Source organism: Streptomyces sp. RPA4-2, assembly GCF_012273515.2.
GTDB classification, from domain to species: Bacteria; Actinomycetota; Actinomycetes; order Streptomycetales; family Streptomycetaceae; genus Streptomyces; species Streptomyces kaempferi.
Genome location: NZ_CP050975.2, coordinates 5,758,162 through 5,784,704 on the forward strand (window position 1 = coordinate 5,758,162; position 26,543 = coordinate 5,784,704).

Sequence of the window (26,543 nt, forward strand, 5' to 3'; positions counted from 1 at the left end):
GCGCGCCGGGCTCGGGGCAGGGCTGTTCCCGGCCACGGACGGGATTCCCCCGAACGGGTCGGTGGCCGCGACCACACGGTTCCCGCGGCGGTCGCCCGAGGCCGGAAACGACTCCTTGTCCGTCGCGTCCCCTCACCTCACAATGCGCATGACAAAACTGGCCGTGGCCGGAAGACCTCCGGCCACCCAAGTCGCAAGAGGGGACCCCCACATGAGTAAGCCTCTCGTCGCCGCGCTGTTCGCCCTGGTGATCGCCGGGGCGGGCGTGGCACCCGCGGTCGCGGCACCCGCACACACCGCCACCCCCGCACACACCGCCACCCCCGCACACGCACCCGCGTCCGCACCGGCCGCGCGGTCATCGGCCGCCGAGTCGTCGGCCCGGAGGACGTCGGCCGTCCGGGCGCCGGCCGTCCAGGCCGTGAACTACGCGGGCACCGTCGCGCTCAGCAACTGCTCCGGCTCCGTCATCCGGATGCCCAACTCCGCCGACAGCGACCCCGCGCTCGTGCTCTCCAACGGGCACTGCCTGGAGACGGGCTTCCCGGAACCGGGTGAGGTCATCGTCGGCCAGACCTCCACGCGCTCCTTCACCCTGCTCAACTCCGCGGGGACGGGCGTCGCGACGCTGCGCGCCGGCAAGGTCGCGTACTCGACGATGACCGACACCGACATCACGATCTACCAGCTCACCCGCACCTACGCGCAGATCAAGAGCTCGTACGGGATCAGCGCGCTCACCCTCAGCGACACCCACCCCACCGCGGGCACGGCCATCAAGGTGGTCTCCGGCTACTGGAAGCGGATCTACAGCTGCAACGTCGACGGGTTCGTGTACCGCCTGAAGGAGGGTGACTGGACCTGGAAGGACTCGGTCCGCTACACCTCCGCCTGCAACACCATCGGCGGCACCTCGGGCTCGCCCGTCATCGACAACGCCACCGGCAAGGTCGTCGCCGTCAACAACACCGGCAACGAGGACGGCGAGACCTGCACGGTGAACAACCCGTGCGAGGTCGACGCGAGCGGCAACGTCACCATCCACCAGGGCATCAACTACGCCGAGGAGACGTACCAGATCGTCCCGTGCTTCGGGACCGGCAACAAGCTCGATCTGAGCGCCACCGGGTGCGCTCTGCCCAAGCCGTGACGCCCGGCGGGGCGGGCGGTCAGGCCGTACGGCGGACCGCCCGCCCCGCCAGGACGTCCGTGCGCCGTCCGTCCTCGATCACGAAGCGGCCGTCGACCAGCACGTACGGAATGCCCGTCGGGAGCGTGCGCGGCGCCTCGAACGTCGACCCGGCCGCGACCGTGGCCGGGTCGAACAGGACGAGGTCGGCGCGGTAGCCCTCGCGGACCAGACCGCGGTCCGGCAGCCGCAGCCGGGCGGCCGGACGGCCGGTGAGGTGGGCGACGCACTCCTCCAGCGAGAGGACACCCAACTCCCGTACGTACCGGCCGAGATACTGCGGGAACGTGCCGTAGGCGCGCGGGTGCGGCTTGTCACCGCGCAGGATCCCGTCCGAGCCGCCGGTGTGCACGCGGTGCCGCATGATGGCGCGCACGTTCTCCTCGTGGCCGACGTGCTGGAGGATCGTGGCGCCGAGCCGGTCGTCGAGGAGGATGCGGCGGGCGGTGGTCCAGGGGTCCTCGCCTAGACGGTCGGCGGACTGCCGGACCGTGCTGCCGACGTACTCCGCGAGCGCCGGCTCGGTGACGCCGGAGATCTCGATCGTGTCCCACTCGATGGGGACGCCGTGGCAGCCGTCCGCGCCGACGACCTCCATGTGGTGCCGGATGCGCTCGGCGCTCCCGTCGTCCGCCAGGCGCGCGAGCACCGCCTCGGGGCCGCCCTCGCTCGCCCAACTGGGCAGCATCGCCACGAGCGTGGTGCAGCCGGGGGTGTAGGGATAGGTGTCGAGGCTGATGTCCGCGCCCTCGGCGAGCGCGCGGTCCAGGAGCGCGAGCAGTTCGGGCGCCCGGCCCTCGTTCACCCCGAAGTTCATGGTGGCGTGGGCGAGATGGAGCGGGCAGCCGGCCTCGCGGGTGAGGGCCACCATCTCCTCGTACGCCTCCAGGGCGCCCGCCCCGTACGAGCGGTGGTGCGGGCAGTAGTAGCCGCCGTGTCCGGCCACCACCCGGCACAGCTCGGTGAGTTCGGCGTCCTGGGCGTACATGCCGGGGGTGTAGGTGAGGCCGGAGGACATGCCGACGGCGCCCTCCCGCAGACCGTCGGCGACCAGCCGTCGCATGCGGTCCAGCTCCCGTTCCGTCGCCGGGCGGTCCTCCCAGCCGACGGCGAGCATCCGGACGGTGCCCTGTGGGACGAGGTACGCGGCGTTCACCGCGATGCCCTCGCCGTCGAAGCCGTGGTCGAGCCGGTCCAGATACTCGCCGACCGAGCGCCAGCTGAAGTCGATGTCGTCGCCGTACCCGTTCCAGCCGGTGATCGCCCTGCGGACCTCGGCGAGCGTGCGGTCGTCCACCGGCGCGTACGACAGCCCGTCCTGGCCGATGACCTCCAGGGTCACCCCCTGGGCCGCCTTCGCGGTGTGCTCCGGATCGCGGAGCAGGGCCAGGTCGCTGTGGGCGTGCATGTCGATGAAGCCGGGCGCCAGGGCCAGGCCCTCGGCGTCGAGGACCCGGCGGGCGACCGGCCGCAGACAGCCGGCCGCCGCGCCCTCCTTGACCACGGTGGTGATCCTGCCGCCCTCGATCCCCACGTCGGCGCGGTACGAGGGGCCCGCGGTGCCGTCGACGACCTCCGCGTCACGGATGACGAGATCCATCATGGCGTGCTTCCTTTCCCGTGCCGGTTCTAGAAGAACGTCCGTACGTAGTCCACGACCGTCCCGTCCGCCTCCACCACGGGGATCAGCTGCCACTTGTCGAAGGACGTGCACGGGTGCGACAGCCCCAGCCCCACCCAGTCCCCGACCTCCAGGTCCGCCTCCGGGGAGGTGGTCAGCCACCCGTGCTGGTCCGAGAGACCGGTGACGGCGACCCCGGTGGCCGGGCGCTCGCGGCCGTCCCGCCGGACCGCCTGGGCCTCGGGCAGATCGAGGTCGTAGGCCGCGTCCCGCTTGCCCGCGTTGACGAAGGCCTGCTCGGGGGAGGGCCGGGAGACGACCTGGGACCAGAGCTGGAACGCCGGGTGCAGGGCACCCTCCTCGGGGACCCGGGCGAACGGCGTCAGCCGCCGGTAGTGACCGTCGTCGTGCGAGACGTACGCGCCCGAGCGCAGCAACTTCAGGACGGGACGGGAGAGTTCGGGGATCTCCGCGAAGACGTCGGCCACCGCGTCGAACCAGGCGCTGCCGCCCGCGCTGACGACGATCTCCGGCACCTCGGCGAACCGGCCCGCCTTGTCGAAGTCCACCGCGAGCGCGGTCAGCCGGCGCAGCCACGCGTGCACGCGGTCGGGGTCGGCCTGCGGCACCTCGCCCTCGTACCCCGCCACGCCGACCAGCCGCAGCGTCGTCGTCGCGGCCACCGCGTCCGCGACCGCCGCGCACTCCGCCTCCGTCCGCACGCCGGTACGGGCCCCCTCGCCGGCGGCGAGCTCGACGACCACGTCCACCGGACGGGTGGAGCCGTGCAGCGCGGCGGCCATCAGCTCGACACCGCGCACCGAGTCGACGTAGCAGACGAAGCGGAAGTCCGGGTCGGCGGCGAGCTCGGCCGCGATCCGGCGCAGGGCCGCCGCGTCGACGAGCTCGTTGGCGAGGAAGACCCGCTGGACGCCGAACTCCCGGGCCACCCAGACCTGGTGGGGCACGGCGAGGGTGATGCCCCAGGCGCCGTGCTCGATCTGCCGGTGGAAGAGCTGCGGGGCCATCGAGGTCTTGCCGTGCGGCGCGAAGGCGAGGCCGTGGCGGGCGGCGTACGACTCCATCAGGGCGAGGTTGTGGGTGAGGCGCTCGGCGGAGAGGGCGAGCACGGGGGTGGTGAAGCCGCCGTCGAAGAGATTGCGGCGCTGGGCGGTCAGCTCACCGACGGTCAGACCCCGGGCGTCCGGGGGCAGCCCCTTGTAGCGGTGGTCCACGCGGTCCGCCGTGAGGGCGGCGAGGCGTGCTGCTGCGGTGTCGGCGCCCATGGGGCCTCCCTGATGAGGTGCGTTGCAGGTAATGCAACGGTCATTGCGTATGTCGCTTACTGCTGTCTAACATCCCAGCCAACGCAGGGTCAACGGTGCCGCCGGGCGCCGTCGACCGCGAGAGCCGCGCGAGCAAGGAGCCCCCGTCATCGTGACCCCCACCGGACCCGCAGCTGCCGTGTCCCGTCCCGTCGGTGGCACCCGCCCCGTCGACGTGGTCGCGCTCGGCGAGTCCATGGTCACGTTCCTGCCCTCCCGGCCGGGGCGGCTCGCCGACGTACCCTCCTTCGACCGGGGGATCGGCGGCGCCGAGTCCAACGTGGCGTGCGTCCTCGCGGCCGCCGGCCACAGCGTGAAGTGGATCGGCCGGGTCGGGGACGACGGGTTCGGCGACCATCTCGTCGAGGCGATCACCGCGTACGGCGTCGACACCTCCGCCGTGCGCCGCGACCCGCACCGCCCCACCGGAATCTACTTCCGCACCGCGGGCGACCGGGCCACGGACGACCACGAAGTCCTCTACTACCGGGCCGGTTCCGCCGCCTCCGCGATGTCCCCGGACAACACGCCCCGCGCGGAACTGGACTCCGGACGTGTCCTGCACCTCTCTGGCATCACCGCCGCGCTCTCCGCCGACTGCCTGACCCTGCTCCGCGAACTGACCGCCCCCCGTCCTTCCCGCCCGCTCCTCTCGTTCGACGTCAACCACCGGGCCCACCTCTGGCCCCACCCGGAGACGGGCCGGACCGTCCTGCTGGAACTGGCCCGCCGCAGCGACCTCGTCTTCGTGGGCGAGGACGAGGCGGAGGAGGCCTGGGGCGTCACCGGCGGCCCCGAGGCGATCCGCGCCGCCCTGCCCGAACCCCGGGCACTGGTGGTGAAGCAGGGCGCGGGGGGCGCGACGCTGTTCGAGCGCGGCGGCGGCAGCGGCAGCGACAGCGGCGGCGACAGCGGCGACGAGCGCGGCGGCGACAGCGGTGGCGAGCCCGGCGGTGTCCGCGACGGCGGGCCCCGCGCGGACACCGTCACCCGCGTTCCCGCCCTCCGGGTCGACGTCGTCGCGCCCGTCGGCGCCGGGGACGCCTTCGCCGCCGGGTTCCTGTCCGCCACGCTGCGCGGGCTTCCCGCCCGGGACCGGCTGCGGCACGGCCACCTCACGGCCGCCGCCGCCCTCACCGTCCCCGGCGACCTCGCCACGCCGCCGTCCCGCGACCACGCCGACCGGCTGGCCGCTCTGGACGACGAGGCGTGGGGGACACTTCGACTCGGCCCCGGCTGGACCGAAGCCGACACGCGGGCCGACGAGGAGGTACGTACCCCATGAGCCAGACCGTCGACCGGGCGCTGAGCATCCTGCCGCTGCTCGCCGAGGGACCCGCCGACCTCGGCCAGGTCGCCGACCGCCTCGGCGTCCACAAGTCCACGGCGCTGCGGCTCCTGCGCACGCTGCACGAGCACGGCCTCGTCTACCGCCAGTCCGACCAGCGCTACCGCCTCGGTGCCCGCCTCTTCGCCCTCGCCCAGGAGGCCGTCGAGAACCTCGACATCCGCGAGATCGCCCACTCCCACCTCGTACGCCTCAACGAGCAGTGCGGGCACACCGTCCACCTCGCGGTCCACGAGGACAACGAGGTCCTCTACATCGACAAGGTGGAGAGCCGCTACCCGGTGCGCATGTACTCCCGGATCGGCAAGCCCGTCGCCATCACCGTCGCCGCGGTCGCCAAACTCCTCCTCGCCGACCTGCCCGAGGCCGAGCGCCGCGCCCTCACGGAGAAGCTCGACTACCCCCTGTACACGGCCCGTTCGACCCCCAACGCCCCCGCCTTCCTCAAGGAACTGGCGACGGTGCGCGAACAGGGCTGGGCCACCGACCTCGGTGGCCACGAGGAGTCCATCAACTGCGTCGCCGCGCCCATCCGGGGGGCCGACGGGCGGGTCGCCGCCGCGATGTCGGTCTCCGCGCCCAACGTCGTCGTCACCGCCGAAGAACTCCTCACCCTGCTCCCGCTGGTGCGCCGTACGGCGGACGCCATCAGCCGAGACTACTCCGGAAGACCCCCGAAGGACCCCAGCTAAGGACCCCCATGACCGAGAAGACCGCCCTCACCCCCAAGACCCACACCACCCCGCCCGCCAAGTTCTCGCACGGAGTCAGGAAGGGGAACATCCTCCAAGTCGCCGGGCAGGTCGGCTTCCTGCCCGCCGTCGAGGGCGAGCCGCCGACGCCCGCGGGCCCGACCCTGCGCGAGCAGACCCTCCAGACCCTCGCCAACGTCCGGGCCATCCTCGAAGAGGGCGGCGCCACCTGGGACGACGCGATGATGATCCGCGTCTACCTCACCGACGTCGACCACTTCGCCGAGATGAACCAGATCTACAACACGTACTTCGAGGAGCAGGGCCTCACCGCGCCCCCCGCCGCCCGCACGACCGTCTACGTCGGTCTGCCCGCGGGCCTCCTCATCGAGATCGACGCGCTGGCCGTCCTGAGCTGACGCCGGGCTCCGCTCTCGCCCGCTCTCTCCTGATCTCTTCCGCTCTCTTCCGCCTTTCCCCCGCACTCCGTGCGTCATCACGGTGCGGCGCCCGTTCCCGGGGCGCCGCACCGCGATTCCCCCTGCCCCGAAAGACTCATGGAATTACGAGGTCCCCCCGTGATGTCCCTGCTCGCCGCCGCCGCGCCCGAGACCCCACCCCACACCGGTGGACTCATCGCCCTCATCCACGGCACCGCCGGCCTCCTCACGGTCGCCGCGCTCGGCATCCTGCTGCTCCTCTTCCTGATCATCAAGGTCAGACTGCAGCCGTTCGTCGCGCTGCTCGCGGTCTCCATAGCCGTCGGCCTCGCGGCCGGTCTCTCGGTCACCGAACTCTTCGGCACCGTCCAGCGATCCGACGCCGTCTCGCTCATCGAGTCCGGCATGGGCGGCACCCTCGGCCACATCGCGATCATCATCGGGCTCGGCACCATGCTCGGCGCCGTGCTCGAAGTCTCCGGCGGAGCCGAGGTGTTGGCCTCCCGGCTGCTCCAGCTCTTCGGGGAGAAGCGCGCACCGCTCGCCATGGGCCTCACCGGCCTCATCTTCGGCATCCCGGTCTTCTTCGACGTCGGCATCTTCGTCCTCGCGCCGATCGTCTACGCGGCCGCCAAGCGCGGCGGCAAGTCGATCCTCCTGTACTGCCTGCCGCTGCTCGCCGGCCTGTCCATGACCCACGCTTTCCTGCCGCCGCACCCGGGCCCGGTGGCCGCCGCCGGTCTGCTCCACGTCGACCTCGGCTGGGTCATCCTGATGGGCATCGTCTGCGGCATCCCCGCCGTGCTCGCCGCCTGGGCCTGGGCCGCCTGGGTCGGCAAGCGGATCTTCGTCCCCGTACCGCAGGACATGGTCGAGGCCGCCGACGAGGCGAAGGCCGCGCTGGTCGAGGAACAGCGGACCGCCGGCGTCACGCCGCGTGAGGCGCCGGTGCCGCTCGGCACGGTGCTGGCCATCATCGGTACGCCGTTGGTGCTGATCCTGCTCGCGACCTTCTCCTCGATCGCCTTCGACCCCTCCACCGGCCGCTCGGTCATCGAGTTCTTCGGCCACCCCTTCGTCGCCCTGACGATCGCGCTGCTGCTGGCGTACTACCTGCTCGGCATCCGTCGCGGCTGGTCCCGCAAGTCGCTGGAGACGGTGTCCACCGCCTCCCTCAAGCCGGTCGGCAACATCCTGCTCGTGGTCGGCGCGGGCGGTGTCTTCGGCGCGGTCCTCAAGGGCAGCGGGGTCGCCCAGGCCCTCTCCGACACCTTCAACGACGTCGGCCTGCCGGTGGTCGTCCTCGCCTACCTGATCTCCCTGGTCCTGCGGGTCGCCCAGGGCTCGGCCACGGTCGCCATCGTCACCACGGCCGGCATCGTGGCCCCGCTGCTGACGGAGGGCGACCACTCCCAGGCGTTCGTCGCGCTGGTCATCATGGCCATCTCGGCGGGCTCCATCTTCGCCTCGCACGTCAACGACGGCGGGTTCTGGATGGTCGCGAAGTACTTCGGCATCTCCGAACGGGACACCCTCAAGACCTGGACGGTCCTGGAGTCGGTGCTGTCAGTGGCGGGCTTCGCGGTGGCGGCGGTGGTGAGCCTGTTCGTGTAGGTACGGGGCGTCTTCGTACAACAGTCGCGTTGCCAACTTGGGGGCTGGCTGTGTCCGACACAGGATCTTCGACCATACTGCCCGCTGTGGAGCAGCGCATAGGTTCGAAGAGCCAGCCCCTGGACGCCGCCGCGGTGAACCCGGCGTACATCCCCGGGCTCACGTCACCCGCGAAGGCGGAGCCGAAGGACGCGGCCGTCGAGGAGGCCGCGTCCGAGGAGACCGCCTCCGAAGAGGCCGTGTCCGAGGAGGCGGTTGTCGAGGACGCCGCCCCCGAGACGCCGGCCGCCGAGAAGGCATCCGCCGAGCCGGGAGAGGAGGCCACCTCCGAATCCGACTCGGACTCCGAGCCCGAACCCGAACCCGACCCGGACGGACCGGTGTTCGAGGCGTCCGACCGGCGCGCCTCGATCAAGGCCGACCACAGCGGCGTGCACCTGCGTCTGGACGACCAGGAGGCGGAGTTCCGCTGGGACGAGATCGGGGCCGTGGAGACGGAGTCGCCCCGCTTCGGGAAGCGGTTCACCGTCACGGTGCACACGCCGGACCGCCGTTGGTACCCGATAGAGATCGAGGCGACGGCCCGGGCCCGCTTCAAGGAGTGGGAGGACCAGCTCGACGCCGTGCTGGACGCCTACTTCGAGGAGGGCGCCCCGGAAGAGGACGCCCCCGACGGGGACATCCCCGCCGAGGACACCTCCACCGAGGACCCCTCCGCCGAGGGCGTCAAGGGCGTCCGGGTCGAGGACACCCCGGCCGAGGACACCCCGTAGGCGCGGGGGAACCGCGCGACCAGCCGTACGCGGCCGCGCGGTTCCCCCCTACCAAGGACCGCCCCGGTCAGGCGCAGTACTGCGCCTCCTTGCCGATGGACCGGTACATGCAGTCCGCGTTCTCCAGCAGTTGGAGCACCGCGTCCCGGTTCCGCGAGGTCTCCCGCTCGATCACCTCGTCGGGCGGGTAGAACCCGCCGCCGGAACTGGACGTCGGGTACATCTCGAAGGTGAAATCGAAGATCTTCTGGGAGCCCCAGAGATAGTCGTCGATCGAACCGTCGGTGATGTACAGGTCGCTGGACTGCTCCGGCGTGTACCCGTTGCTGGCGGCCATCTTCCGCCCGACGGTCCTGAACGCGGCGGCGTCGTCCGCGGTCATGCCGGTCGCGGTGTCGGCGGTGGTGTACCCGAAGGGCCACAGCACGAGTTCGCTGTACGTGTGGAAGTCGATCCCGGCCCTGATCTGCTGTTTGCCGCCGACGACGCGGCCGCGTACGAAGTCGGCGACCACCTTCACCTCGGGCGCCGACTCGGCGGAGGCGCCGCGGTAGGTCTCGGAGGACGTGGAGCCGGACGAGCCGCCGCAGCAGCCCCACTTGTAGTTCCAGTTGCGGTTGAGGTCCGTACCGACGTACGAGGAACCGGAGTTGGGCTGGCGGTTCTTGCGCCAGGACCGGTACGAGCCGGTCGCGATGTCGTACTCACCGCCGTCGGGGTTGAGGTCCGGGACGATCCAGATCTCGCGACCGTTCACCATGTTGGTGACGCGGGAGTCGCTGCCGTATCCGGCCCCGAGCTCGCGCAGCAGATACAGCGCCATCTCGACGGTCAGATGCTCGCGGGCGTGCTGGTGGAAGGTGAGGAGGACCTCGGGCTCGTTCTCGTCGGTGGCCACGTTGTCGCTGACCTTGACGGCGACGATGTCCCGGCCCTGGTACGACTTCCCGATCACCCGCTTGCTCATGATGCTCGGGTAGGCCGCGAGCCGCTGGTCGATCTCCGCGTTCGTCTCGGCGTAGTTGTGGTACTTCGAGTCGGCTGAGGGGAAGTCGAGGAGGCGGACGTCGCCGGCGCCGTTCGAACGGTTCGGCGCGGACCCCAACAGGGAGACCTCGTAGCCGAGTCGGCGCAGCTTTTCGACCTGGTCGGCGCGGCCCGAGACGACGACGGTCTCCTCGTCGGCCTCGTCCACGGTGACGCCGGTCTGCTGGATGGCGGTGCGCGTCACCGGGGTGGTGCTCTGGTGGATCTCGTACTGGCGTATGTCGTCGGCCGAGGGTGCGGGGGCTTTCGTTCCGGTCGCCGTGGCGTGGGTGGCGGTGGCGGTGATCGGGGCGGCGAGGGCGAGCGCGAGCAGGGTCGCGAGGGTGACGGTGCGCCTGCCGCGTCTGTGAAGTCGCATGAAGTCTCCTTGGCGGAGTGTGGGGGGTGGAATCAGTGCGACGTACGGAGTGCGGGTGTGGCGCTCATGGTGAGTGTTTGGCATGAGCAGGTCAAGGGACGACAAAGAGCTGGTGGCAGAAACCAGTCATGCGTCGGACCCCGCCGGCAGGTCCGCCCGACGGGGCCCGACGCGTGAGAGCGGTGAGGGAACTCAGCCCAGACCGCGCCACTTCGCACTGAGGGCGATCGCCCGGAGCTGCTTCGTCGTGAGCGCGGGGGCGGTGCGGGTCGCGGCCGTCACCTGGCTGCCGGAGTTGAAGGCACTGACCACCACACGGAACCCGTCGGTCCTGATGGTGTCGGCGGTCCACATGACGACGCCGGCGCCGCCCTTCTCGCCCGGTCCCTCGTGCGTGACGACCTTCGTGCCGTCGGCCAGCGTCTCGGCGCCCGCCCCGAAGAGCTGGCCCTCGACGTCCGACATGTTCGGCTGCACGTTGATCTGGACCAGGCTCCTGCCCTTGCCGTCGTCGACGACGACATAGGCGTCCCCGCTGTCCGGGCCGCTCCTGGCGACCACCTTGACGCCCATGGGGAGCAGTGAGACGAGCGTGGAAGCGACCGAGCCGCCGTCGATGCCCGAGGGCTGTGCGGGTGCCGCCGTCGGGGCCTTGGGGTCCACCGGGATCGCGTCGACGACGCCCAGCCACGCACCGGCTGTGGCGAGTGTCCTCAACCGTGCCGGGGACAGTGGGGGTTCGGCTCTGCTGACCGGCGCGCCCTTCTCGGCCGCGGCGTTCCATTCGCTCACGCTGACCTGCTGCCCCTTGGGGGTGACGAGGTCCGCCGTCCACAGCTTCGTGTCCGCGCGGCGGTCCGGGTACTCGTAACCCTGGAAGAGCTTGAGCGCCGAGCCGTCGGACAGCCTGGTCACGGCGCAGCTGTCGAACGGCGTCAGGGTTTTGTCCGGGCACGCGATGGTCTGGCGGGCCTGCTCGCTGCCGGGCAGGACCCGGTTGAAGCCGACGGCGATGGCCGCCTTGCCCTTGCCGTCGTTGTAGACGACCTGCGCGTACGGCGGCAGCTGCTCGTCCGTGCCGCGTGCTTCCGCCGAGCCGAACTCGCCCCGGGGGAGCAGCTTCTCGAGGATGCCGATGAGTTGGTCGCCGGTGTACGACGCCTTGGGGGTGGCCGAAGCGACGGGGGTCTTCGCACCGGTGGCCACGGACTGCCGCCCGTCGTCGCCGCCCGGTACGAGGAGTGCCCCGCCGAGGCCCACGAGCGCGACCGAGGCGACGCCCGCCACGACGGCGGCCCTGCGCCGCAGCAGCAGCCTGTGGCCACGCGTCTCGCCGGCGGCGACCAGGGCGCGCCGGTCGGTCTCGTAGGCCCCGCCGGCCTGGTGCAGGGCCTCGCCGAGCCGTTCCTCGAAACGGTCCTCGTGGTCGTTGTCCCGGTGGTGGTCGTGGTACCGGTCGTGGTCGTGATGGCGGTCGTCAACGGGCATGGCGAATCACCCTCTCTGCTCTCCGTAAGGGCTGTGGGTCGGAGCTGTGGTTCGGAAGTCTCGGTACGGTCGTCGGCGCCGGGTCGGCGTCAGGGTCTGGCGTGCTCGCCGAGGGCGTCCCCGAGCAGCAGCCGCAGCCGGGCGAGCGCGCGGGTGCAGCGGGTGCGTATGGCGGCCGAGCTGACGTTCATGGCCTCGGCGGTCTCCTCGACGCTGCGGTCCTCCCAGTAGCGCAGCACGACCACGGCCCGGTCCTTGGCGGACAGCCGGCCGAGTGCCTCGACCAGGGTCAGCCGCAGGGGCGTGTCGGCGTCGGCCGCGCGGGGGTCGGGAAGGTCGGGGAACTCGTCCGTGGCGCGTTCCCGGCTGCTGCGGCGCCGCTGGTGGGCGAGGAAGGTACGGGTGAGGACGGTCTGTGCGTATCCGGCGGGGTTGCCGACGCGGGAGACCCGGTACCAGCGGACGTACAGGCGACCGAGGGTCTCCTGGACCAGGTCCTCGGCGAGATGGGTGTCCCCGCCGGTGAGCAGACAGGCGGAGCGGTAGAGGTGCCCTGCCCGCGCCGCCGCGAACTCGGCGTAGTCGTCCCCCCGGATCTGTCTCATTCCGCTCCCGTGTCTCTCGTACCGCCGCCTTCACCTCATTGATGCGCCGGCCCCCCGGAAATGTTTCAGTGGACGGAAAGAAGGTCCAGAGGGAGCCCACGGGGATGCCGCTGGGAGCCCACGGGGAGCCCTCCTCGGAGGGGGTCTGCGTACGCCGGGGTAGGTTGCCGGAGTGACAGACCACCCGCCCGCTTCCACCCCACCCGGCTTCGGCCCGCCCCCGCCGCAGTACGCCCCGCAGCCGCCACAGCCCGCGGCGCCCGGCCCGGAGTTCCTGGCGGTCGACAAGCACAACTCGGTCGTTGTCGACGTGTCGGGTGTGGCCTTCGAGATGTACGACATCACGGTCGACTTCCCCTGGGCCGAGATCCGCAGCGTCCACTACAAGGCGAGCCCCAATGGCAAGGCCCTGATGGTCGCCGTGGTCCACCTGGACGGCAGGGTCTACGAGTGCGTGGTGACCGCGAAGCCGCGGGAGTTGTTGCGCGGGTGGTTCGCACAGCTGGCGTGGGTGCTGGGGTACTACCGGCCGATGGGATAGCCGTCCGGCGGCTCAGAGAAGGTGGTCGGCCCTGCCCGCCTTGATGTCGAGAATCATGGTGCGGAGCGCTTCGCGGGTGTCGGTGAGGTAGGTGTCCTCGGCGCCGGCTATGGCGATGTAGGCGTTGCCGAGGCGGAAGCAGCTGGCTCCCTCGCCGCAGAACGGGTCCTCCCAGGTGATGCTGTCCATCGGGCGTCTCCTCACGGAGTGTTGGCGATGTCGCGGATGAAGTCGCGTGATGCCTCTGGGGAGAGGGCCATGCGCTCCATCCAGTCCAAGTGGGCACGGTACTTGGCCAACTGTGCGGCACCGCCGAGGAATTCCGGGCCGTGCGAGTTGTCGACCTGGACGGTGTCGAGTTGCGGCACGGACGCTTCCAGGCAGTTGACCGTGTTGCCGGCGCCGGGGAACGTCCCCGAGGCGAAGGGGAGGACCAGGAGACGGATCGCTGGGCGCTCCGACAGGCTGAGCAGGTGCTCCAGCTGGGCGCGGGCCACCTTGCGGCCACCGAACTGCATGCGCAGCACGGCCTCGTGCACCAGGCCGACGTACTTGGGCGGGTTCTCGCTTTCCAGCACTTGCTGCCGCTCCACTCGGTAGGCGAGTCGCAGGGCGACCTCGCGCTCGGGCAGCGGTGGCAGTACGGCCCTGAAGAGTTCGAGCGCGTGATCGCTGGTCTGCAGTACCCCCGGAACATGGATGGTGTGGGCCGTGCGCATCCTGACCGCATATGACTCCAACTCCGCGATGTCCAGCAGATTGGAGGGAAGGGAGCCCCGGTACCGCTCCCACCAGCCTCGACCGCTGGGCTGAGCCATGGCCACCAGCGCCTCCACGTACGCCGGGTCCGCGACTGGGGCTTCGGGGAGTCGGGGGAGCCGGGCGGGGGGACGCGGATGTGGGCGACGCTGCCGCGGGCGAGCGCGGCCGAGTACGGTGCGCGGTCGAGTGCGATCGACCCCGGATGACGACTCCACCGAGCGTGCGGGGTGAGCGCATCACAGCACCTCTCACCGCATGGTCCGGGCCCGCGTCGAGCACGTCTGCGCCAGGCGGCACAACCTTGCCCTCACGGGATGACTCCCGCCCCATACGAGACCAGAGACGTCCATGGGGGGCGGCTCCCCGCCTTTTCGGCTCGGAGAATGCTCAGTCGATACAGAACTCGTTGCCCTCGATGTCCAGCATCGGGATGCACGACTCGTTTTCCGCATCGGCGTACAGCGTTCGCACGTGTACCGCGCCGAGCGGGACCAGTCGTGAGCATTCGGCCTCAAGTGCGGCGAGGCGCTCTTTACCCACGAGCCCGGTGCCGACCCGCACATCAAGATGCACCCGGTTCTTGGCGGCCTTCCCCTCGGGAACACGCTGGAAGTACAGTCGTGGGCCCACACCTGAGGGATCACTGCAGGCGAACCATGAATCCCGCTGCTCAGATGGCTGCGAGCGCTTGAAATCGTCCCAAGTGGCAAAACCCTCCGGTGGCGGCGGCACGACGTACCCCAACACCTCGCACCAGAAACGAGCGAGACGCTCAGGTTCTGCGCAGTCAAAGGTGACTTGGAACTTCTTGATCTCTGACATCGGCGCACCATAACAGGGGCATTCCGTGCACCTGGCGGCGGAGCCCATCGGTGGCCCACAGGATCCAGTCCTGACCAACCACCCTCATGCCAAAGATCAGTTACGGGACCGGCTGCGGCCGAGGGATTCAAAGGCCGCCCTCATACGGACCGCCCCGGAAGTACATGCTCCTGTGCGGGCGGGGACGGTCACCGCGCTCATGTGCGGCGTCCGATCGGTCTCCATGGCGAACACCTTCCCAGGTCCGGGACGCCGCCCGCGACCTGATGGTGACGCTTTCGTTCCGCAGGGCCCCTTCGACGAGTCGTCGGGGCCCTGCGGAATACCTCACCGGCTACGGTTCCGCCGACCCAGGGCAGGTCGCCGAAACAACCCCGCGGCCCGCCACCGCCGAAACCGTCCGCACCTGGCAACGAGCCGGGATGCGACGACAGTTCCGGGCGGGGCGGGCCGTGCTCAGGGGGCGTGGAGGCAGGCGCGTCAGCCGAGTCCGTGCACGTGCGCCCCCACCGAGTTCGACCACGCGTTGCCCGCCGCCGCGTCCCAGTTCGTCGACCAGGTCATCGCGCCGCGCAGGTCCGGATAGGTCTTGGAGGGCTTGAAGGAACCGCAGTTGGTGCCCTTCGCCAGGCAGTCCAGGGCGTTGTTGACGACGGTCGGGGAGACGTAGCCGCTGCCCGCGCCGCTCGTCGAGGCCGGCAGACCCAGGCCGACCTGGGAGGGGGCGAGGCCGCCCTGCAGCTGGATGCAGGCGAGGGCGGTCAGGAAGTCGACGGAGCCCTGGGAGTACACCTTGCCGTCGCAGCCCAGCATCGAACCGCTGTTGTAGTACTGCATGTTGACGACCGTGAGGATGTCCTTGATGTTCAGGGCGGTCTGGAAGTAGGCGTTCGAGGTGGACTGCATGTCGATCGTCTGCGGGGCCATCGTGATGATCAGGGACGAGCCCGCCTTGGACGCCAGGGAGCGCAGCGCCTGCGTCATGTACGTCGCGTTGAGGCCGTTCTCCAGGTCGATGTCGACGCCGTCGAAGCCGTACGTCTGCATGAGGGAGTAGACGGAGTTGGCGAAGTTCGCCGCGGACGTCGGGTCGTTGATGGACACGGTGCCGTTCTGGCCGCCGATGGAGATGACGACCTTCTTGCCCGCGGCCTGCTTGGCCTTGATGTCCGCCTTGAACTGGTCGACCGTGTAGCCGCCGAGGCCGGCGGAGTCCAGGTTGAAGCTCACCGCGCCCGGTGTGCCGGTCGCGTCCGCGAAGGCCACCGCGATGATGTCGTACTGGGACTGGACGGCGGAGATCTTCTGGACCGTCGCGCCGTTGTTGAAGTTCTGCCAGTAGCCCGTGACGGCGTGCTTCGGCAGCGTGGTGCCCCCGCCGCCGCCCGAGGACGCGTTCGTCGTTCCCGTCACCGTCGCCGACTTCACCGACTCACCGGCCGAGTTGGTCGCCGTGACCTGGAAGGGGTACGAGGTGGACGCGGTCAGTCCGGTCACCGTCGCCGAGGTCCCGGTCACCGCCGTCACCTTCGTGCCGGACCGGTAGACGTTGTAACCCGTCGCGCCGGACACCGTGTTCCAGGTCAGGGAGACGGACGAGGAGGTGGTCGAGGAGACGGCCAGACCGGCGGGCGCCGCCGGGACCGTGGGGGCCGGGTCGCCGCCTCCGCCCCCGTCGGGACCGAAGACCGAGAGGTCGTCGGCGTAGTACGCGGCCTGCCCGTACCACCCGTGGGTGTAGACCGTCACCGAGGTCGTCGACCCGCCGGTGGTGAAAGTGGTGGACAGCTGCTTCCAGGAGGCGGAGTCCGGGGTCCAGGTCGACACGTCCGTGGTGCCCGTGCCGGTCACGCCGAGATAGGAGTACCCGCCCTGCACCCACGCGCTCAGCGTGTACGTCGAGTTGGGCTTGACCGCGACGGACTGGGTGCACTGGGCGTTGTCCTGCCCGGCCGGCGTCGCCTTGAGCGCCGCCGAGCCGCCGTGCGCCGGTGAGGAGACCGTCGTACCGCTGCCCGCGGAACAGGTCCAGTTGCTCAGGCCCGACTCGTACCCGCCGTTCCTGGCGTTGTTGACGTCGGCGGCCTGGGCCTGGCCCGCCAGGCCGGTGAGGGAGAGGACGGAGGCGGTGACTGCGGTGGCGAGGCCGACCGCCCATCTCCGTGCGGGCATGCGTGTGACGCGGTCCACTGGGTCCTCCGGGGAGGTGGGGGAGGGATGGGGAGGGATACGGAACGGCGGCCACCGCTGGATTACAAGTTGGTCCAGACCAATCCTGTTGTCAAGACCTCGGGGAACGGCCGGAAATCCCAACCCCTTTGCGGCGCGGGCGACTTGTCGCGTATTCGCCTTACTCTCCGTTGATCATGCCCGCACCTTCCGTGAGATGATCTGGCGGATTCGGTGTTGAGCGGGCCATGCCGTGGATATGGTGCTGATGCGAGATGCGAGGGGACGTCACAGTGACGAACTGCGGCCAACTGTGGCGGTCCATGACGAAACAGGGGCGATCCGTGGCGGTGGTTGACCACCTCGCCGCGGCGAACGGGGTGTGTGCAGCGTGCCGACCGCGATAGCCGTCACCAGTTCCGACCTGGTGCTGCCGCCGCACGACCGGCAGACTCCGCCCGCGGTCGTCCAGCCCCTCGACACCCTCGAAGGCTCCCTCACGGGAATGCACGCGCTCATCGAGCAGCACGGGTACGTCATCGCGCTCTACCCGGCCTCGGTCGACGCGGCCGTGATCCGGCGCCTGCACACCGTCCGCTCCGTCCTGGAGAGCGACCGGATCGCGCTGCTCGGCATCGACCTGCCGCCACTCGGACTCGCCCTGCTCGCCCAGCAGTTGCGCCAGCTGTCCGGCTGCGACTTCAGTCCGGGCGTGCTCGCCTCCTCCGCCCGGCTGCTCGCCCACTACATCTACGCCGGTGCCCTGCTCGGCTCGGTCGCCAAGCTCGACCGGGTGCCGGTGACCCTGAAGTCGCACGCCAAGTCATGGGTGCCCGGGGCGCAGTTCGCCGTGCTGGCCACTCCGCGGCCCCAGCTCGCGCGGATCGGTCAGGACGACATCGCCGGGCCCGAGTTCGGCACCCGGCTGCTCGTGGCCGCCGGGCAGCCGCCCTCGGACTGGGTCACGGCGACCCTCGCGCCCGCCTGGCGCGTGCAGGGCGTCGCGACCGTGCCGCTGCCGGAGGAGTCGGGGCGCTGGTGGGGCACCACCAAGCTCGCCGAGTTCGCCGCCGGTCTGTACGACGTCTCCGTGCTCTACCAGCTCGTGTCGTCCGTCCGGCGGGAGGAGTGCCACTGGTGCGGACTCGAACTCATCGGTGACCGCTGCGGGTTCTGTGCCGCGCCGCTGCCACCGCCCTCGGAGCTTCCGGCCGCCGCGGTGCGGGCATCCTCTCCAGTGCGTGCCCTGCCCCGGGGCATGACATAAGCCGCATAGGTCACATCGGTCGCGCCGGCCGCGCGGATCCAGGCTCACGGCTCCGCAGCACCACCGCTCATCAGCACCCCCGCTCACAGCACCACAGCTCCGAAGCATCAGGGCTCCACGGCTCCACAGCGACATCTCAACCGCACCTGAACAGCACCAGGCACGACCGCTCGACCCCGCCGTCCCCGCCCCACGATCGAGGTTGTCCGCGTCATGAACTCACGCCAGCGCCGCGGCGTCATCCTGCTGGTCCTCTCGGTCCTGTGCGCCCTGGGCGCCTTCGCCGGAGTGCTCTCGGTGATCCGCGACGTGAACTCCAAGGTCGGCCCGGAGGTCTCGGCGTACCGCCTGAAGGACGACATCGCGCCCTACAAGGAACTGACGGCCGACCAGTTCCAGAAGATCTCGATGCCCGAGCGCTGGCTGTCCTCCACGGCCGTCACCGACCTCTCCCGGATCCGCGGGAAGATCGCCGTCACCAAGCTGGAGAAGGGCTCCCTGCTCCAGAGCGACATGATCGTGGACCGGCCCGCGCTGGAGGCCGGCCAGCAGGAGATCGCCATCATGATCGACGCCGCGACCGGTGTGGCCGGAAAGATCGACCCGGGAGCGCGGGTCAACATCTACGCCACCTTCAAGGCCGAGAACGACAAGCAGAAGGACCAGTCCAAGGTCATCGTGGCGAACGCGCGCGTCATCGACGTCGGCAGACTCACCGCCCTCGACCCCGGCCAGTCCAGCGCCGAACGCAGCCGCACCGCCACCCAGGCCGTCCCCATCACCTTCGCGCTCGACACCGCCGACGCCCAACGAGTCGCGTACGCCGAGTCCTTCGCGACCCACGTCCGGCTCGCCCTGGTCGCGGGCGGCTCCGACACCACCGTCGCCCCCGGCGAGCGTACGTACACCCTCGACCAGGACAAGTAGGAGGCCGCGCATGAGGTCCACGCCCCCGGGGCCGTGCCGATGACCATCCGTATCCTCCCGGCCGTCGGCGACATCGACTCCGCCCGAGCACTCACCACCCTGCTCAGCCAGCTCGCCGACGCCGAACCCGCCCCACCCGTCGCCGACTCCACCGCCCTCCTCGACACCCTCGCCCGGCTCGCGGCGGAGTCGCTCGACGAGCTGCCCGAGGTCGTCCTCGTCCACGAACGCATCGGTCCCGTCCCGGCGTTGGACCTCATCCGCGATCTGGTGCTGCGCTTCCCCGCGGTCGGCGTCGTCCTCATCACGGCCGACCCCGGCACCGGCGTCCTCACCGCCGCCATGGACTCCGGGGCGCGCGGCATCATCGGCCTGCCGCTCGGCTACGACGCCCTCGCCGAACGGGTCCAGGCCGCGGCCGGATGGTCGCTCGGCATGCGGCGCCACCTCGGCAGCGGTACGCCCGAGCTGTACACGGGCCCCGGCGGCACCGTCGTCACGGTCACCGGCGCGAAGGGCGGCGTCGGCACGACCGTGACAGCGGTCCAGATCGCCCTGGCGTCGAAGGCGTCGGGGCGGGACGTGGCCCTGGTGGACCTCGACCTCCAGTCCGGCGACGTCGCCTCGTACCTGGACGTGCAGTTCCGCCGGTCGGTCGCCGACCTCGCCGGGATCAGTGACATCAACCCGCGGGTCCTCCAGGACGCCGTCTACCTCCACGACAGCGGCGTCGGCCTGCTGCTCGCCCCGGCCGAGGGCGAGCGCGGCGAGGAGGTCACGGACCGGGTGACGCGCCAGGTGCTGTCGGTCCTGCGCTCCCGCCACGACGTCGTGATCGTCGACTGCGGCTCCCAGATGAACTCCGCGACCGCGGCGGCCGTGGAGATGGCCGACCAGGCGCTGCTCCTCGTCACCCCGGACGTCGTGGCCGTCCGCGCCGCCAAACGCATGGTCCGTATGTGGGACCGCCTCCAGATCCGCAAGGCGGAGGAGACGACCACGGTCGTCAACCGGTTCGCCCGCGGTACGGAGATCCAGCCCTCCCTGGTCCAACGCGTCACCGGCACCAAAGTCGCGAGCGCGGCGGTCCCCGCCGCCTTCAAGGAGCTCCAGTCCGTCGTGGACGCGGGCCGCCTCCAGGACCTGGACGCCCGCTCCACCGTCAAACAGGCGCTGTGGTCACTGGCGGCGGAACTGGGACTGGTGGTCGCCCAGGAGGGCGGGGGCGGCGGCCGGCGCCGCAAGGCCTCCCCGGACCGGGGGACGTCGGCGCTGCGCAGGAGGGGCGGCGACCGGGGCGCGGTGACCCTGGAGTTCGCCGGCATGTTCCCGATCCTGCTGGTCGTGATGACGATCCTGTGGCAGTGCGTGCTGTACGGCTACTCGTACTCGCTGGCCGGGAACGCGGCGGACGAGGCGGCGCGCGCGGCCACGGCGGCCTACGCGGTCGACGGTGACGTCGGCGGCGCGTGCCGGACGGCGGGCAGCAGGCATCTGCCGGGCTCCTGGAGCGACGCGGGCATCGGCTGCGCTCCGGCGGGCTCGGTGATGAGGGCCACCGTCGACGTCGACGTCCCGCTCTTCTTCCCGGGCTTCGACGCGGGGTGGCACGTGCGAGGGACGGCGGGCGCGGCGCTGGAGGGGGACGTCGGATGACGGCCCTCGTGGAACCGACGCGGACGCGGAAGCGGTGGCCCGGGCCGAAGCGGCGGCCGCGGCGTCGCCTCCGGGACGACCGGGGCGTCTCCATGCTGGAGTTCGCCGGATTCCTGCCCATCCTGCTGGTCATCGGAATGGCCACCATCCAGCTCGGCCTCATCGGATACGGGATCAACCAGGCCGGTTCCGGCGCGCGAGCCGCCGCCCGGGTCGCCTCCCAGGGCGGCGACGGCGGGGCGGCGGGACAGGCCGCGGTGAGCGGATGGCTGGACCCGCGCGTCGACCCCGCACCGGGCCCCGACCTCACCACCGCCACCGTCACCGTCCAGGTCCCCGGGGTCATCCCCCTCTTCGGCCCCTACACCGTCACCCGCCGCGCCACCATGCCCACCGACGACTGAACCCCACGACTGAACCCCACGACTGAACCCACGACCGCCCGGGAGGAGCCGAACCCATGAGCCTGCGATCCCGACTGGCCACCCCCGACGAGGGAGGCCCCGCCCGCGAGGACGGACACCTCGTCGCCGTCTACCGCGCCAAGCTCCTCGAGGAGATCGACCTCGCCGAGATGTCGAGCCTGGCGGCGGCCGAACGACGGGTGCGCCTGGAGCGCGTACTCGGCCACATCATCAGCCGCGAAGGCCCCGTCCTCTCCTCCGCCGAACGCTCCCAGCTGATCCGCCGGGTCGTCGACGAGGCCCTCGGACTCGGCGTCCTCGAACCCCTGCTCGCCGACGCGTCGATCACCGAGATCATGGTCAACGGCCCGGACTCGATCTTCGTGGAGCGGGCGGGCCGGGTCGAACAGCTCCCGCTCCGCTTCGCCTCCACCGAACAGCTCATGCAGACCATCGAACGCATCGTCTCCACGGTCAACCGCCGCGTCGACGAGTCCAACCCGATGGTCGACGCCCGCCTCCCCACCGGCGAACGCGTCAACGTCATCATCCCGCCGCTCGCCCTCACCGGCCCCACGCTCACCATCCGCCGCTTCCCCCGCGCCTACACCCTGCCCGAGCTCATCGGCCTCGGCTCGCTCGACGAGCAGATGCTGATGCTCCTCGCCGCGTTCGTACGCGCCCGCTTCAACCTGATCGTCAGCGGCGGCACGGGCAGCGGGAAGACCACCCTCCTCAACGCGCTCTCCGGACTCATCCCGTCCCACGAACGCATCATCACCATCGAGGACTCCGCCGAGCTCCAGCTCCAGCAGGAACACGTCATCCGCCTGGAGTCCCGGCCCCCGAACGTCGAGGGCAAGGGCCAGATCACCATCCGCGACCTGGTCCGCAACTCCCTGCGCATGCGCCCCGACCGCATCATCGTCGGTGAGGTCCGCGGCGGGGAGACCCTCGACATGCTGCAGGCCATGTCGACCGGCCACGACGGCTCGCTCGCGACGGTCCACGCGAACTCCGCGGAGGACGCCCTCATGCGGCTCCAGACCCTCGGCTCGATGTCCGAGGTCCTGATCCCCTTCGAGGCGCTGAAGGACCAGATCAACTCGGCCGTCGACGTGGTCGTCCAGCTGTCCCGGCACGCCGACGGCTCCCGCAGGATCACCGAGATCGCCCTGCTGGTCTCGCACGGCCGTGAACAGTTCCGGGTCGTCCCCGTCACCCGTTTCGTCCCGCGCCCCGTCGGCCCCGACCGTGTCGTCCACGGCCGCTTCGAGCACCTTCCGCTGCCCCGTCCGGTCGCCGAGAAGCTGTACGTCGCCAACGAGCCGCTGCCGCCCGCCTTCGGCGTCGTCGAGGTCCTGGACGCGCTCGACCCCAGGCAGGCCATCGGATGACCCCCACGACCGAGAGGAGCGAGCCGTGAACAACCCCGCCGTCCTGGCCCTCGGCGCCACCGTCCTGTGCGGCACCCTCGCCGTCGCGGGCGTGCACACGTACGCCTCCGGGCGCGCCCAGCGCCAGGCCCTCGTGGACCGCCTCGCCGGCGGCGGCCCGCTGCGCACGGCCGCCGGCCGCGTACGCCGCTTCGCCGCCGTCGACCGCCGGCTGCGCCGCACCCGTCTCGGCCGCACCATCCACCTGCGTCTGTCGGCGACGGGCCTCGACGTGACGGCGGGCGAGTTCGCCACCTACGTCACCGCCGTCGTCGTCGCGCTGTGGCTGATCGCCGCCTCGACGCTGGCCCCCTTCTTCGGCCCGATCGCCGCCCTGGTCGGGGTGTGGAGCGCGGTCATATTCCTCAACTGGCAGCGACAGAAACGCATCGAGGCCTTCATCGGTCAACTCCCCGACGTGGCGAGGCTGCTGGCCAACGCGACCGCCGCCGGCCTTGCCATGCGGACCGCGCTGGCGATGGCCGCGGAGGAGCTGGAGAACCCGGCGGGCGAGGAACTCGCCCACGTGGCAGACCAGTTGATGATGGGGCGCACCATCGACGACGCCCTCGGCGAGCTCTCCGAGCGGCTCCCCTCCCGCGAACTGATCGTCCTGGTCACCACACTCGTCCTCGCCAACAAGGCGGGCGGCTCGGTCGTCAGCTCCCTGCGCAACCTCACCCAGACCCTGGAGGACCGCAAGGAGACCCGCCGCGAGGTCCGCACGATGCTCTCCGAGGTCAACGCGACGGCCTTCACGGTCCCGCTGCTCGGCCTCGGCTCGCTGCTCCTGATCAACTCCTCGAACGCGGGCGCGCTCGCCCGCGTCACGGGCTCCGGCCTCGGCCAGGCCCTCGTCCTGATCTCGCTGGGCCTGTACACCGTCGGCTTCTTCGTCATCCGCCGCCTCGGCAAGATCGAAGTCTGAGGAAGGAGGGATCACGTTGCTCCCCCTGCTGCTCGCCCTCGTGATGGCCGCCGCCGTCGCGGGCGCCCTGCTGGGCATCCGCATGATCCGCGCCGACGCCAAACTGCCCAGCGACCTCGCGCTCGCCCTGGAGGTCGGCGGAACCCGCGTCTCCAAGGCGGAGTCCGCCGTCGACCGCCTCGGCATGCGCTTCGCCCCCACGGTGCTGCGCCTGATGGGCCCCCGCCGCGTCGACGCCAAACGCCGGCGCATAGACATGGCGGGCAACCCCGGCGGCCTGACGCTCAACCGCTATGCAGCGCGCCGCGCGGTGTACGGCATCTTCGGCGTCCTGCTGGGCCTGATCTTCCTCACCAACGGCCGGCTCCTGTTCGCCGCGCTCTCACTGACCTTCGGCCTGGTCGCCGCCGACGCCCTCATCTGGCAGGCCGTCCGCGAACGCAAGGAGGCCATCGACCGCATCCTCCCCGACTTCCTCGACGTCCTCGCCGTCGTCGTCTCGGCGGGTCTCGGCTTCCGCCAGGCCCTGGACCGCGTCGCGGAGAAGTACGAGGGGCCGTGGGCCGACGAACTGCGCATCACACTGCGCCAGATGGACATGGGCGTCAGCCGTCGCCAGGCCTTCGACGAGCTGCGCAGGCGCAACTCCTCCGAACAGGTCGCCCAGTTCGTGTCGGCACTGCAGCAGGGCGAGGAACTCGGCTCCCCGATCGCCGAGACCCTGATCCAGCTCGCCACGGACATGCGCCGCACGGACGCCCAGAACGCCCGCCGCCGCGCGGCCAAGACCATCCCGAAGGCGACGATGGTCACCCTCGTCTTCATGCTCCCGGCGACGATGATCCTGATCGCCACGGGAATGTTCCTGGGGTCGGGCACGAACTTCGGCTCGATCCTGGGCCGCTGATGAACACCCGCCGTACGCCCCCGCCCTGGCTGTCGCCTCCCGCGCCGCACCGGCCGTGGGCGGCCTCACCCGGCCGGCTGTGGGCCCGGCTGATCCGGCCGTGGGCGTCGGCGGAGCGGGAGCGGGCGGGGGAAGCCGGGGAGACGGCGGCGTCGAGCTGGCCCGGTGGCGCGGGCCCCGGCTATCTGGCCGACGACGCCCCCGCCCCCGGCAACGTCCGTCTCCAGCTCAACGCCCTCCAGGCCCTCTGCCGCCAGGCCTTCGCCGTCCGCCTCGCCGCGATCGCGATCGGCGCCCCCTTCGCGATGGCCAACGCGACCGACGGCCTGTCCCGTTACACGGTCCTGGCCGCCGCCGTCCTCGGCGTCATGGGCTCGTACGCCATGCTCAGGGACTGGGACCGCTTCGGCCCCCGCCTCCTCGCGCACCCCACCCTGATGGCCGTGGACCTGACCTTCGGCGCGGTGCTGCTCCTGACCGCGTCCCCCGCGTCCCCCCTCGCCTACGCGACGGTCTGCACCCCGCTGCTGGCGGGCCTGCTGTACGGCTGGCGCGGCTCGGGCGTCTTCACGGGCCTCCAGCTGATCGTCCTGGTGACGGTGTACCGGGCTTGGCAGCACCATCCGGGAGCCGGCGCCAACACCCTCCTGATCGCGGGGTTCTGCGTCGGCGCGGGCATCATCGGCGTCACCCTGCGCAACCTGATGTTCCGCTTCGGCACGGCGAGCCAGGCACTGTCCGAGGCGAACTCCCGCCTCGCCGTCGCCGAGGCCGTCGAGTCGGAACGTGCGCGACTGGCACGCGAGATGCACGACTCGGTGGCGAAGACGCTGCACGGGCTCGCCCTGGCGGCGGAGGCGCTGGCCGCTTCGGCCTCGGCGGACGGTGCGGACCCGGGCACGCTGAAGCGCCAGGCGACGACGGTGGCGGGGGCGGCCCGCCGGGCGGCGGCGGAGTCGCGTGACCTTCTGTCGGATCTGCGCCGCCAAGCCGACCACGCGACCTATGACACCGACGTCATGGCCGAACTCAGTGCTTGCGTCGCCGAGTTCCAGGAGCGCACGCATCTCGTGACGACGCTCAGGCATCGGGGCGGGCGTCCGATCCTCCCGTTCGCCACGACGCGTCAGGTACTTGCGATTGCTTCCGAGGCTTTGGAGAACGCGTTCCGCCACGCGGGAGCAAGGCGGGCTGAGGTCATGATCGACGTCTCGGAGGACGAACTGGCCGTACGGGTGCAGGACGACGGAGAGGGCCTGCCCGTGGCACTTGTCCTGGATGACCTGACGAGAACCGGCCACTTCGGCTTGCTTGGCATGGCGGAACGGGCCGCGTCCCTGGGCGGCTGTCTCGACCTGAAGCGCTCTCCGCAAGGGGGGACGGAGGTCCATCTGTCCCTCCCCCTCGCCCAAGCCGTACCCCACACCCCCCAAGAGGAGGCCGCACATGCCTGACCAGGCACTTTCCGGCCCGACCCTCCGTGTACTGGTGGCCGACGACAACCCCGTCGTCCGGGCCGGACTGGTCGCGCTGCTCGGCGGCCATCCGGACATCGAGGTCGTCGCCCAGGCCGCGAACGGCGAGGACGCCGTTACTGCGGCGACTGCCCATCCGCCGGACGTCGTCCTCCTCGACGTCCGCATGCCAGGTACGGACGGGCTCACCGCACTGCCCGAGCTGGCCCGGCTCGCCCCCGTGATGATGCTGACGTACAGCCGCGAACCCGAGGTCGCGGCCGAGGCGTTGCGTCGTGGCGCGGTCGGCTATCTCGTGCACGGCGAGTTCACGGTCGCTGAACTCATCATCGCAGTTAAGGAGTTGGGGCATCGTGGCCCCGTCTTCCCGGAATCGCTCGGTGTTTCGTACGAACCGAACGAAATCTCTTCGCATTTGCAATCGATTGTGGGACAGTCGTCAAGTCTCCGCTCCGGGCATGGAGCCATGCGGCGGCGTCGGGTTCCCAACCGTTTTGACTTCGGGCTGAGTTCAAGGGAGGTGGAGGTGATGGACCTCATCGCGGCCGGCATGAACAACGGTCAGATCGCCGCCGCCTGCTTCATCAGCGAGAAGACTGTCAAGAACCACATCAACCGCATCTTCGCGAAGTTGCACAGTTCCTCGCGCAGTGAAGCGATCGCTCACTGGTTGGGGACGGCGCGCAGGGGGTGGGGTCAATGACTCCACCCCGTGGAAGTTGGGTCCCTGGGCCCACCCGGAGTAGGCG

General features: G+C 70.9%; 24 protein-coding genes and 1 pseudogene. 16 read left to right on the forward strand and 9 right to left on the reverse strand.

The genetic code is table 11. The features are described 5' to 3' along the window. Positions 1–211 precede the first annotated feature (211 nt). The gene (locus HEP85_RS25285; protein WP_168529973.1) at positions 212–1,150 is read left to right on the forward strand and encodes a serine protease; all 939 of its coding nucleotides are present in this window, start codon (positions 212–214) and stop codon (positions 1,148–1,150) included. A 19-nt stretch (positions 1,151–1,169) separates the two neighbouring features. Here HEP85_RS25285 and HEP85_RS25290 read toward each other — a convergent pair whose 3' ends face one another. Beyond that, complete coding sequence (locus HEP85_RS25290) at positions 1,170–2,792, reverse strand: amidohydrolase family protein (RefSeq protein WP_248002069.1); 1,623 nt, start codon at positions 2,790–2,792, stop codon at positions 1,170–1,172. Positions 2,793–2,818: 26 nt separating this feature from the next. Next, positions 2,819–4,096, reverse strand: a complete 1,278-nt coding sequence (locus tag HEP85_RS25295) for an amino acid deaminase (protein WP_168529974.1) — start codon at positions 4,094–4,096, stop codon at positions 2,819–2,821. A gap of 151 nt (positions 4,097–4,247) precedes the next feature. On the opposite strand from HEP85_RS25295, the gene HEP85_RS25300 reads away from it, so the two are divergent. The 5 genes from HEP85_RS25300 (at position 4,248) to HEP85_RS25320 (ending at position 9,002) form a co-directional block, all read left to right on the forward strand. After that, positions 4,248–5,420, forward strand: coding sequence for a sugar kinase (locus tag HEP85_RS25300; RefSeq protein ID WP_282189854.1), 1,173 nt, complete (start codon positions 4,248–4,250; stop codon positions 5,418–5,420). Next, positions 5,417–6,175 (forward strand): IclR family transcriptional regulator, encoded by a 759-nt coding sequence (locus HEP85_RS25305; RefSeq protein WP_168529975.1) that lies wholly within the window; start codon positions 5,417–5,419, stop codon positions 6,173–6,175. Before HEP85_RS25300 ends, HEP85_RS25305 begins: the two co-directional genes overlap by 4 nt. Before the next feature lie 8 nt (positions 6,176–6,183). Further along, on the forward strand, positions 6,184–6,594 hold the full coding sequence (locus HEP85_RS25310; RefSeq protein ID WP_168529976.1) for a RidA family protein: 411 nt from the start codon (positions 6,184–6,186) through the stop codon (positions 6,592–6,594). Between the two features lie 162 nt (positions 6,595–6,756). After that, on the forward strand, positions 6,757–8,229 hold the full coding sequence (locus HEP85_RS25315; protein WP_168529977.1) for a GntP family permease: 1,473 nt from the start codon (positions 6,757–6,759) through the stop codon (positions 8,227–8,229). An 86-nt stretch (positions 8,230–8,315) separates the two neighbouring features. Beyond that, entirely contained in the window at positions 8,316–9,002 is a 687-nt protein-coding gene (locus HEP85_RS25320) for a hypothetical protein (RefSeq protein WP_168529978.1), read from the forward strand. Positions 9,003–9,069: 67 nt separating this feature from the next. Here the strand turns inward: HEP85_RS25320 and HEP85_RS25325 are convergent, their stop codons facing one another. The 3 genes from HEP85_RS25325 to HEP85_RS25335 all read right to left on the reverse strand — a co-directional run bounded on the left by HEP85_RS25325 (position 9,070) and on the right by HEP85_RS25335 (position 12,500). Continuing rightward, on the reverse strand, positions 9,070–10,407 hold the full coding sequence (locus HEP85_RS25325) for a M14 family metallopeptidase (protein ID WP_168529979.1): 1,338 nt from the start codon (positions 10,405–10,407) through the stop codon (positions 9,070–9,072). 192 nt (positions 10,408–10,599) lie between these two features. Continuing rightward, positions 10,600–11,895 carry a hypothetical protein gene (locus HEP85_RS25330; RefSeq protein ID WP_168529980.1) on the reverse strand — a complete coding sequence of 432 codons (1,296 nt, stop codon included), beginning with the start codon at positions 11,893–11,895 and terminating at the stop codon, positions 10,600–10,602. A gap of 89 nt (positions 11,896–11,984) precedes the next feature. Then, positions 11,985–12,500, reverse strand: coding sequence for a SigE family RNA polymerase sigma factor (locus HEP85_RS25335; RefSeq protein WP_168529981.1), 516 nt, complete (start codon positions 12,498–12,500; stop codon positions 11,985–11,987). A 172-nt stretch (positions 12,501–12,672) separates the two neighbouring features. On the opposite strand from HEP85_RS25335, the gene HEP85_RS25340 reads away from it, so the two are divergent. Next, positions 12,673–13,041 carry a hypothetical protein gene (locus HEP85_RS25340; protein WP_168529982.1) on the forward strand — a complete coding sequence of 123 codons (369 nt, stop codon included), beginning with the start codon at positions 12,673–12,675 and terminating at the stop codon, positions 13,039–13,041. A 12-nt stretch (positions 13,042–13,053) separates the two neighbouring features. Here the strand turns inward: HEP85_RS25340 and HEP85_RS25345 are convergent, their stop codons facing one another. From HEP85_RS25345 to HEP85_RS25360, 4 genes and pseudogenes are all read right to left on the reverse strand, one after another. Beyond that, positions 13,054–13,230, reverse strand: a complete 177-nt coding sequence (locus HEP85_RS25345) for a hypothetical protein (protein ID WP_168529983.1) — start codon at positions 13,228–13,230, stop codon at positions 13,054–13,056. Positions 13,231–13,241: 11 nt separating this feature from the next. Then, positions 13,242–13,880, reverse strand: a pseudogene (locus HEP85_RS25350) (DUF5753 domain-containing protein); the annotation flags it as partial. 310 nt (positions 13,881–14,190) lie between these two features. After that, on the reverse strand, positions 14,191–14,625 hold the full coding sequence (locus HEP85_RS25355; protein WP_168529984.1) for a VOC family protein: 435 nt from the start codon (positions 14,623–14,625) through the stop codon (positions 14,191–14,193). A 480-nt stretch (positions 14,626–15,105) separates the two neighbouring features. Then, positions 15,106–16,797, reverse strand: a complete 1,692-nt coding sequence (locus HEP85_RS25360; RefSeq protein WP_168529985.1) for a chitinase — start codon at positions 16,795–16,797, stop codon at positions 15,106–15,108. Positions 16,798–17,185: 388 nt separating this feature from the next. Here HEP85_RS25360 and HEP85_RS25365 point away from each other — a divergent pair, with 388 nt between their 5' ends. The 9 genes from HEP85_RS25365 to HEP85_RS25405 all read left to right on the forward strand — a co-directional run bounded on the left by HEP85_RS25365 (position 17,186) and on the right by HEP85_RS25405 (position 26,497). After that, positions 17,186–18,061 (forward strand): hypothetical protein, encoded by an 876-nt coding sequence (locus tag HEP85_RS25365; protein WP_168529986.1) that lies wholly within the window; start codon positions 17,186–17,188, stop codon positions 18,059–18,061. Between the two features lie 213 nt (positions 18,062–18,274). Continuing rightward, entirely contained in the window at positions 18,275–18,988 is a 714-nt protein-coding gene (gene cpaB, locus HEP85_RS25370; protein WP_168529987.1) for a Flp pilus assembly protein CpaB, read from the forward strand. A gap of 39 nt (positions 18,989–19,027) precedes the next feature. Then, positions 19,028–20,644, forward strand: a complete 1,617-nt coding sequence (locus HEP85_RS25375; protein WP_168529988.1) for an AAA family ATPase — start codon at positions 19,028–19,030, stop codon at positions 20,642–20,644. A 92-nt stretch (positions 20,645–20,736) separates the two neighbouring features. Next, positions 20,737–21,048 carry a TadE/TadG family type IV pilus assembly protein gene (locus HEP85_RS25380; protein ID WP_168529989.1) on the forward strand — a complete coding sequence of 104 codons (312 nt, stop codon included), beginning with the start codon at positions 20,737–20,739 and terminating at the stop codon, positions 21,046–21,048. A 56-nt stretch (positions 21,049–21,104) separates the two neighbouring features. Then, positions 21,105–22,445, forward strand: a complete 1,341-nt coding sequence (locus HEP85_RS25385; protein ID WP_168529990.1) for a CpaF family protein — start codon at positions 21,105–21,107, stop codon at positions 22,443–22,445. A 25-nt stretch (positions 22,446–22,470) separates the two neighbouring features. Beyond that, entirely contained in the window at positions 22,471–23,412 is a 942-nt protein-coding gene (locus HEP85_RS25390; protein ID WP_329290100.1) for a type II secretion system F family protein, read from the forward strand. 16 nt (positions 23,413–23,428) lie between these two features. Continuing rightward, positions 23,429–24,319 carry a DUF5936 domain-containing protein gene (locus tag HEP85_RS25395; RefSeq protein ID WP_282189855.1) on the forward strand — a complete coding sequence of 297 codons (891 nt, stop codon included), beginning with the start codon at positions 23,429–23,431 and terminating at the stop codon, positions 24,317–24,319. Then, the gene (locus tag HEP85_RS25400; protein ID WP_168529992.1) at positions 24,319–25,773 is read left to right on the forward strand and encodes a sensor histidine kinase; all 1,455 of its coding nucleotides are present in this window, start codon (positions 24,319–24,321) and stop codon (positions 25,771–25,773) included. Before HEP85_RS25395 ends, HEP85_RS25400 begins: the two co-directional genes overlap by 1 nt. Beyond that, entirely contained in the window at positions 25,766–26,497 is a 732-nt protein-coding gene (locus HEP85_RS25405; RefSeq protein ID WP_168529993.1) for a response regulator transcription factor, read from the forward strand. The genes HEP85_RS25400 and HEP85_RS25405 overlap by 8 nt, the downstream gene beginning before the upstream one ends. The last annotated feature ends 46 nt before the right edge of the window (positions 26,498–26,543 follow it).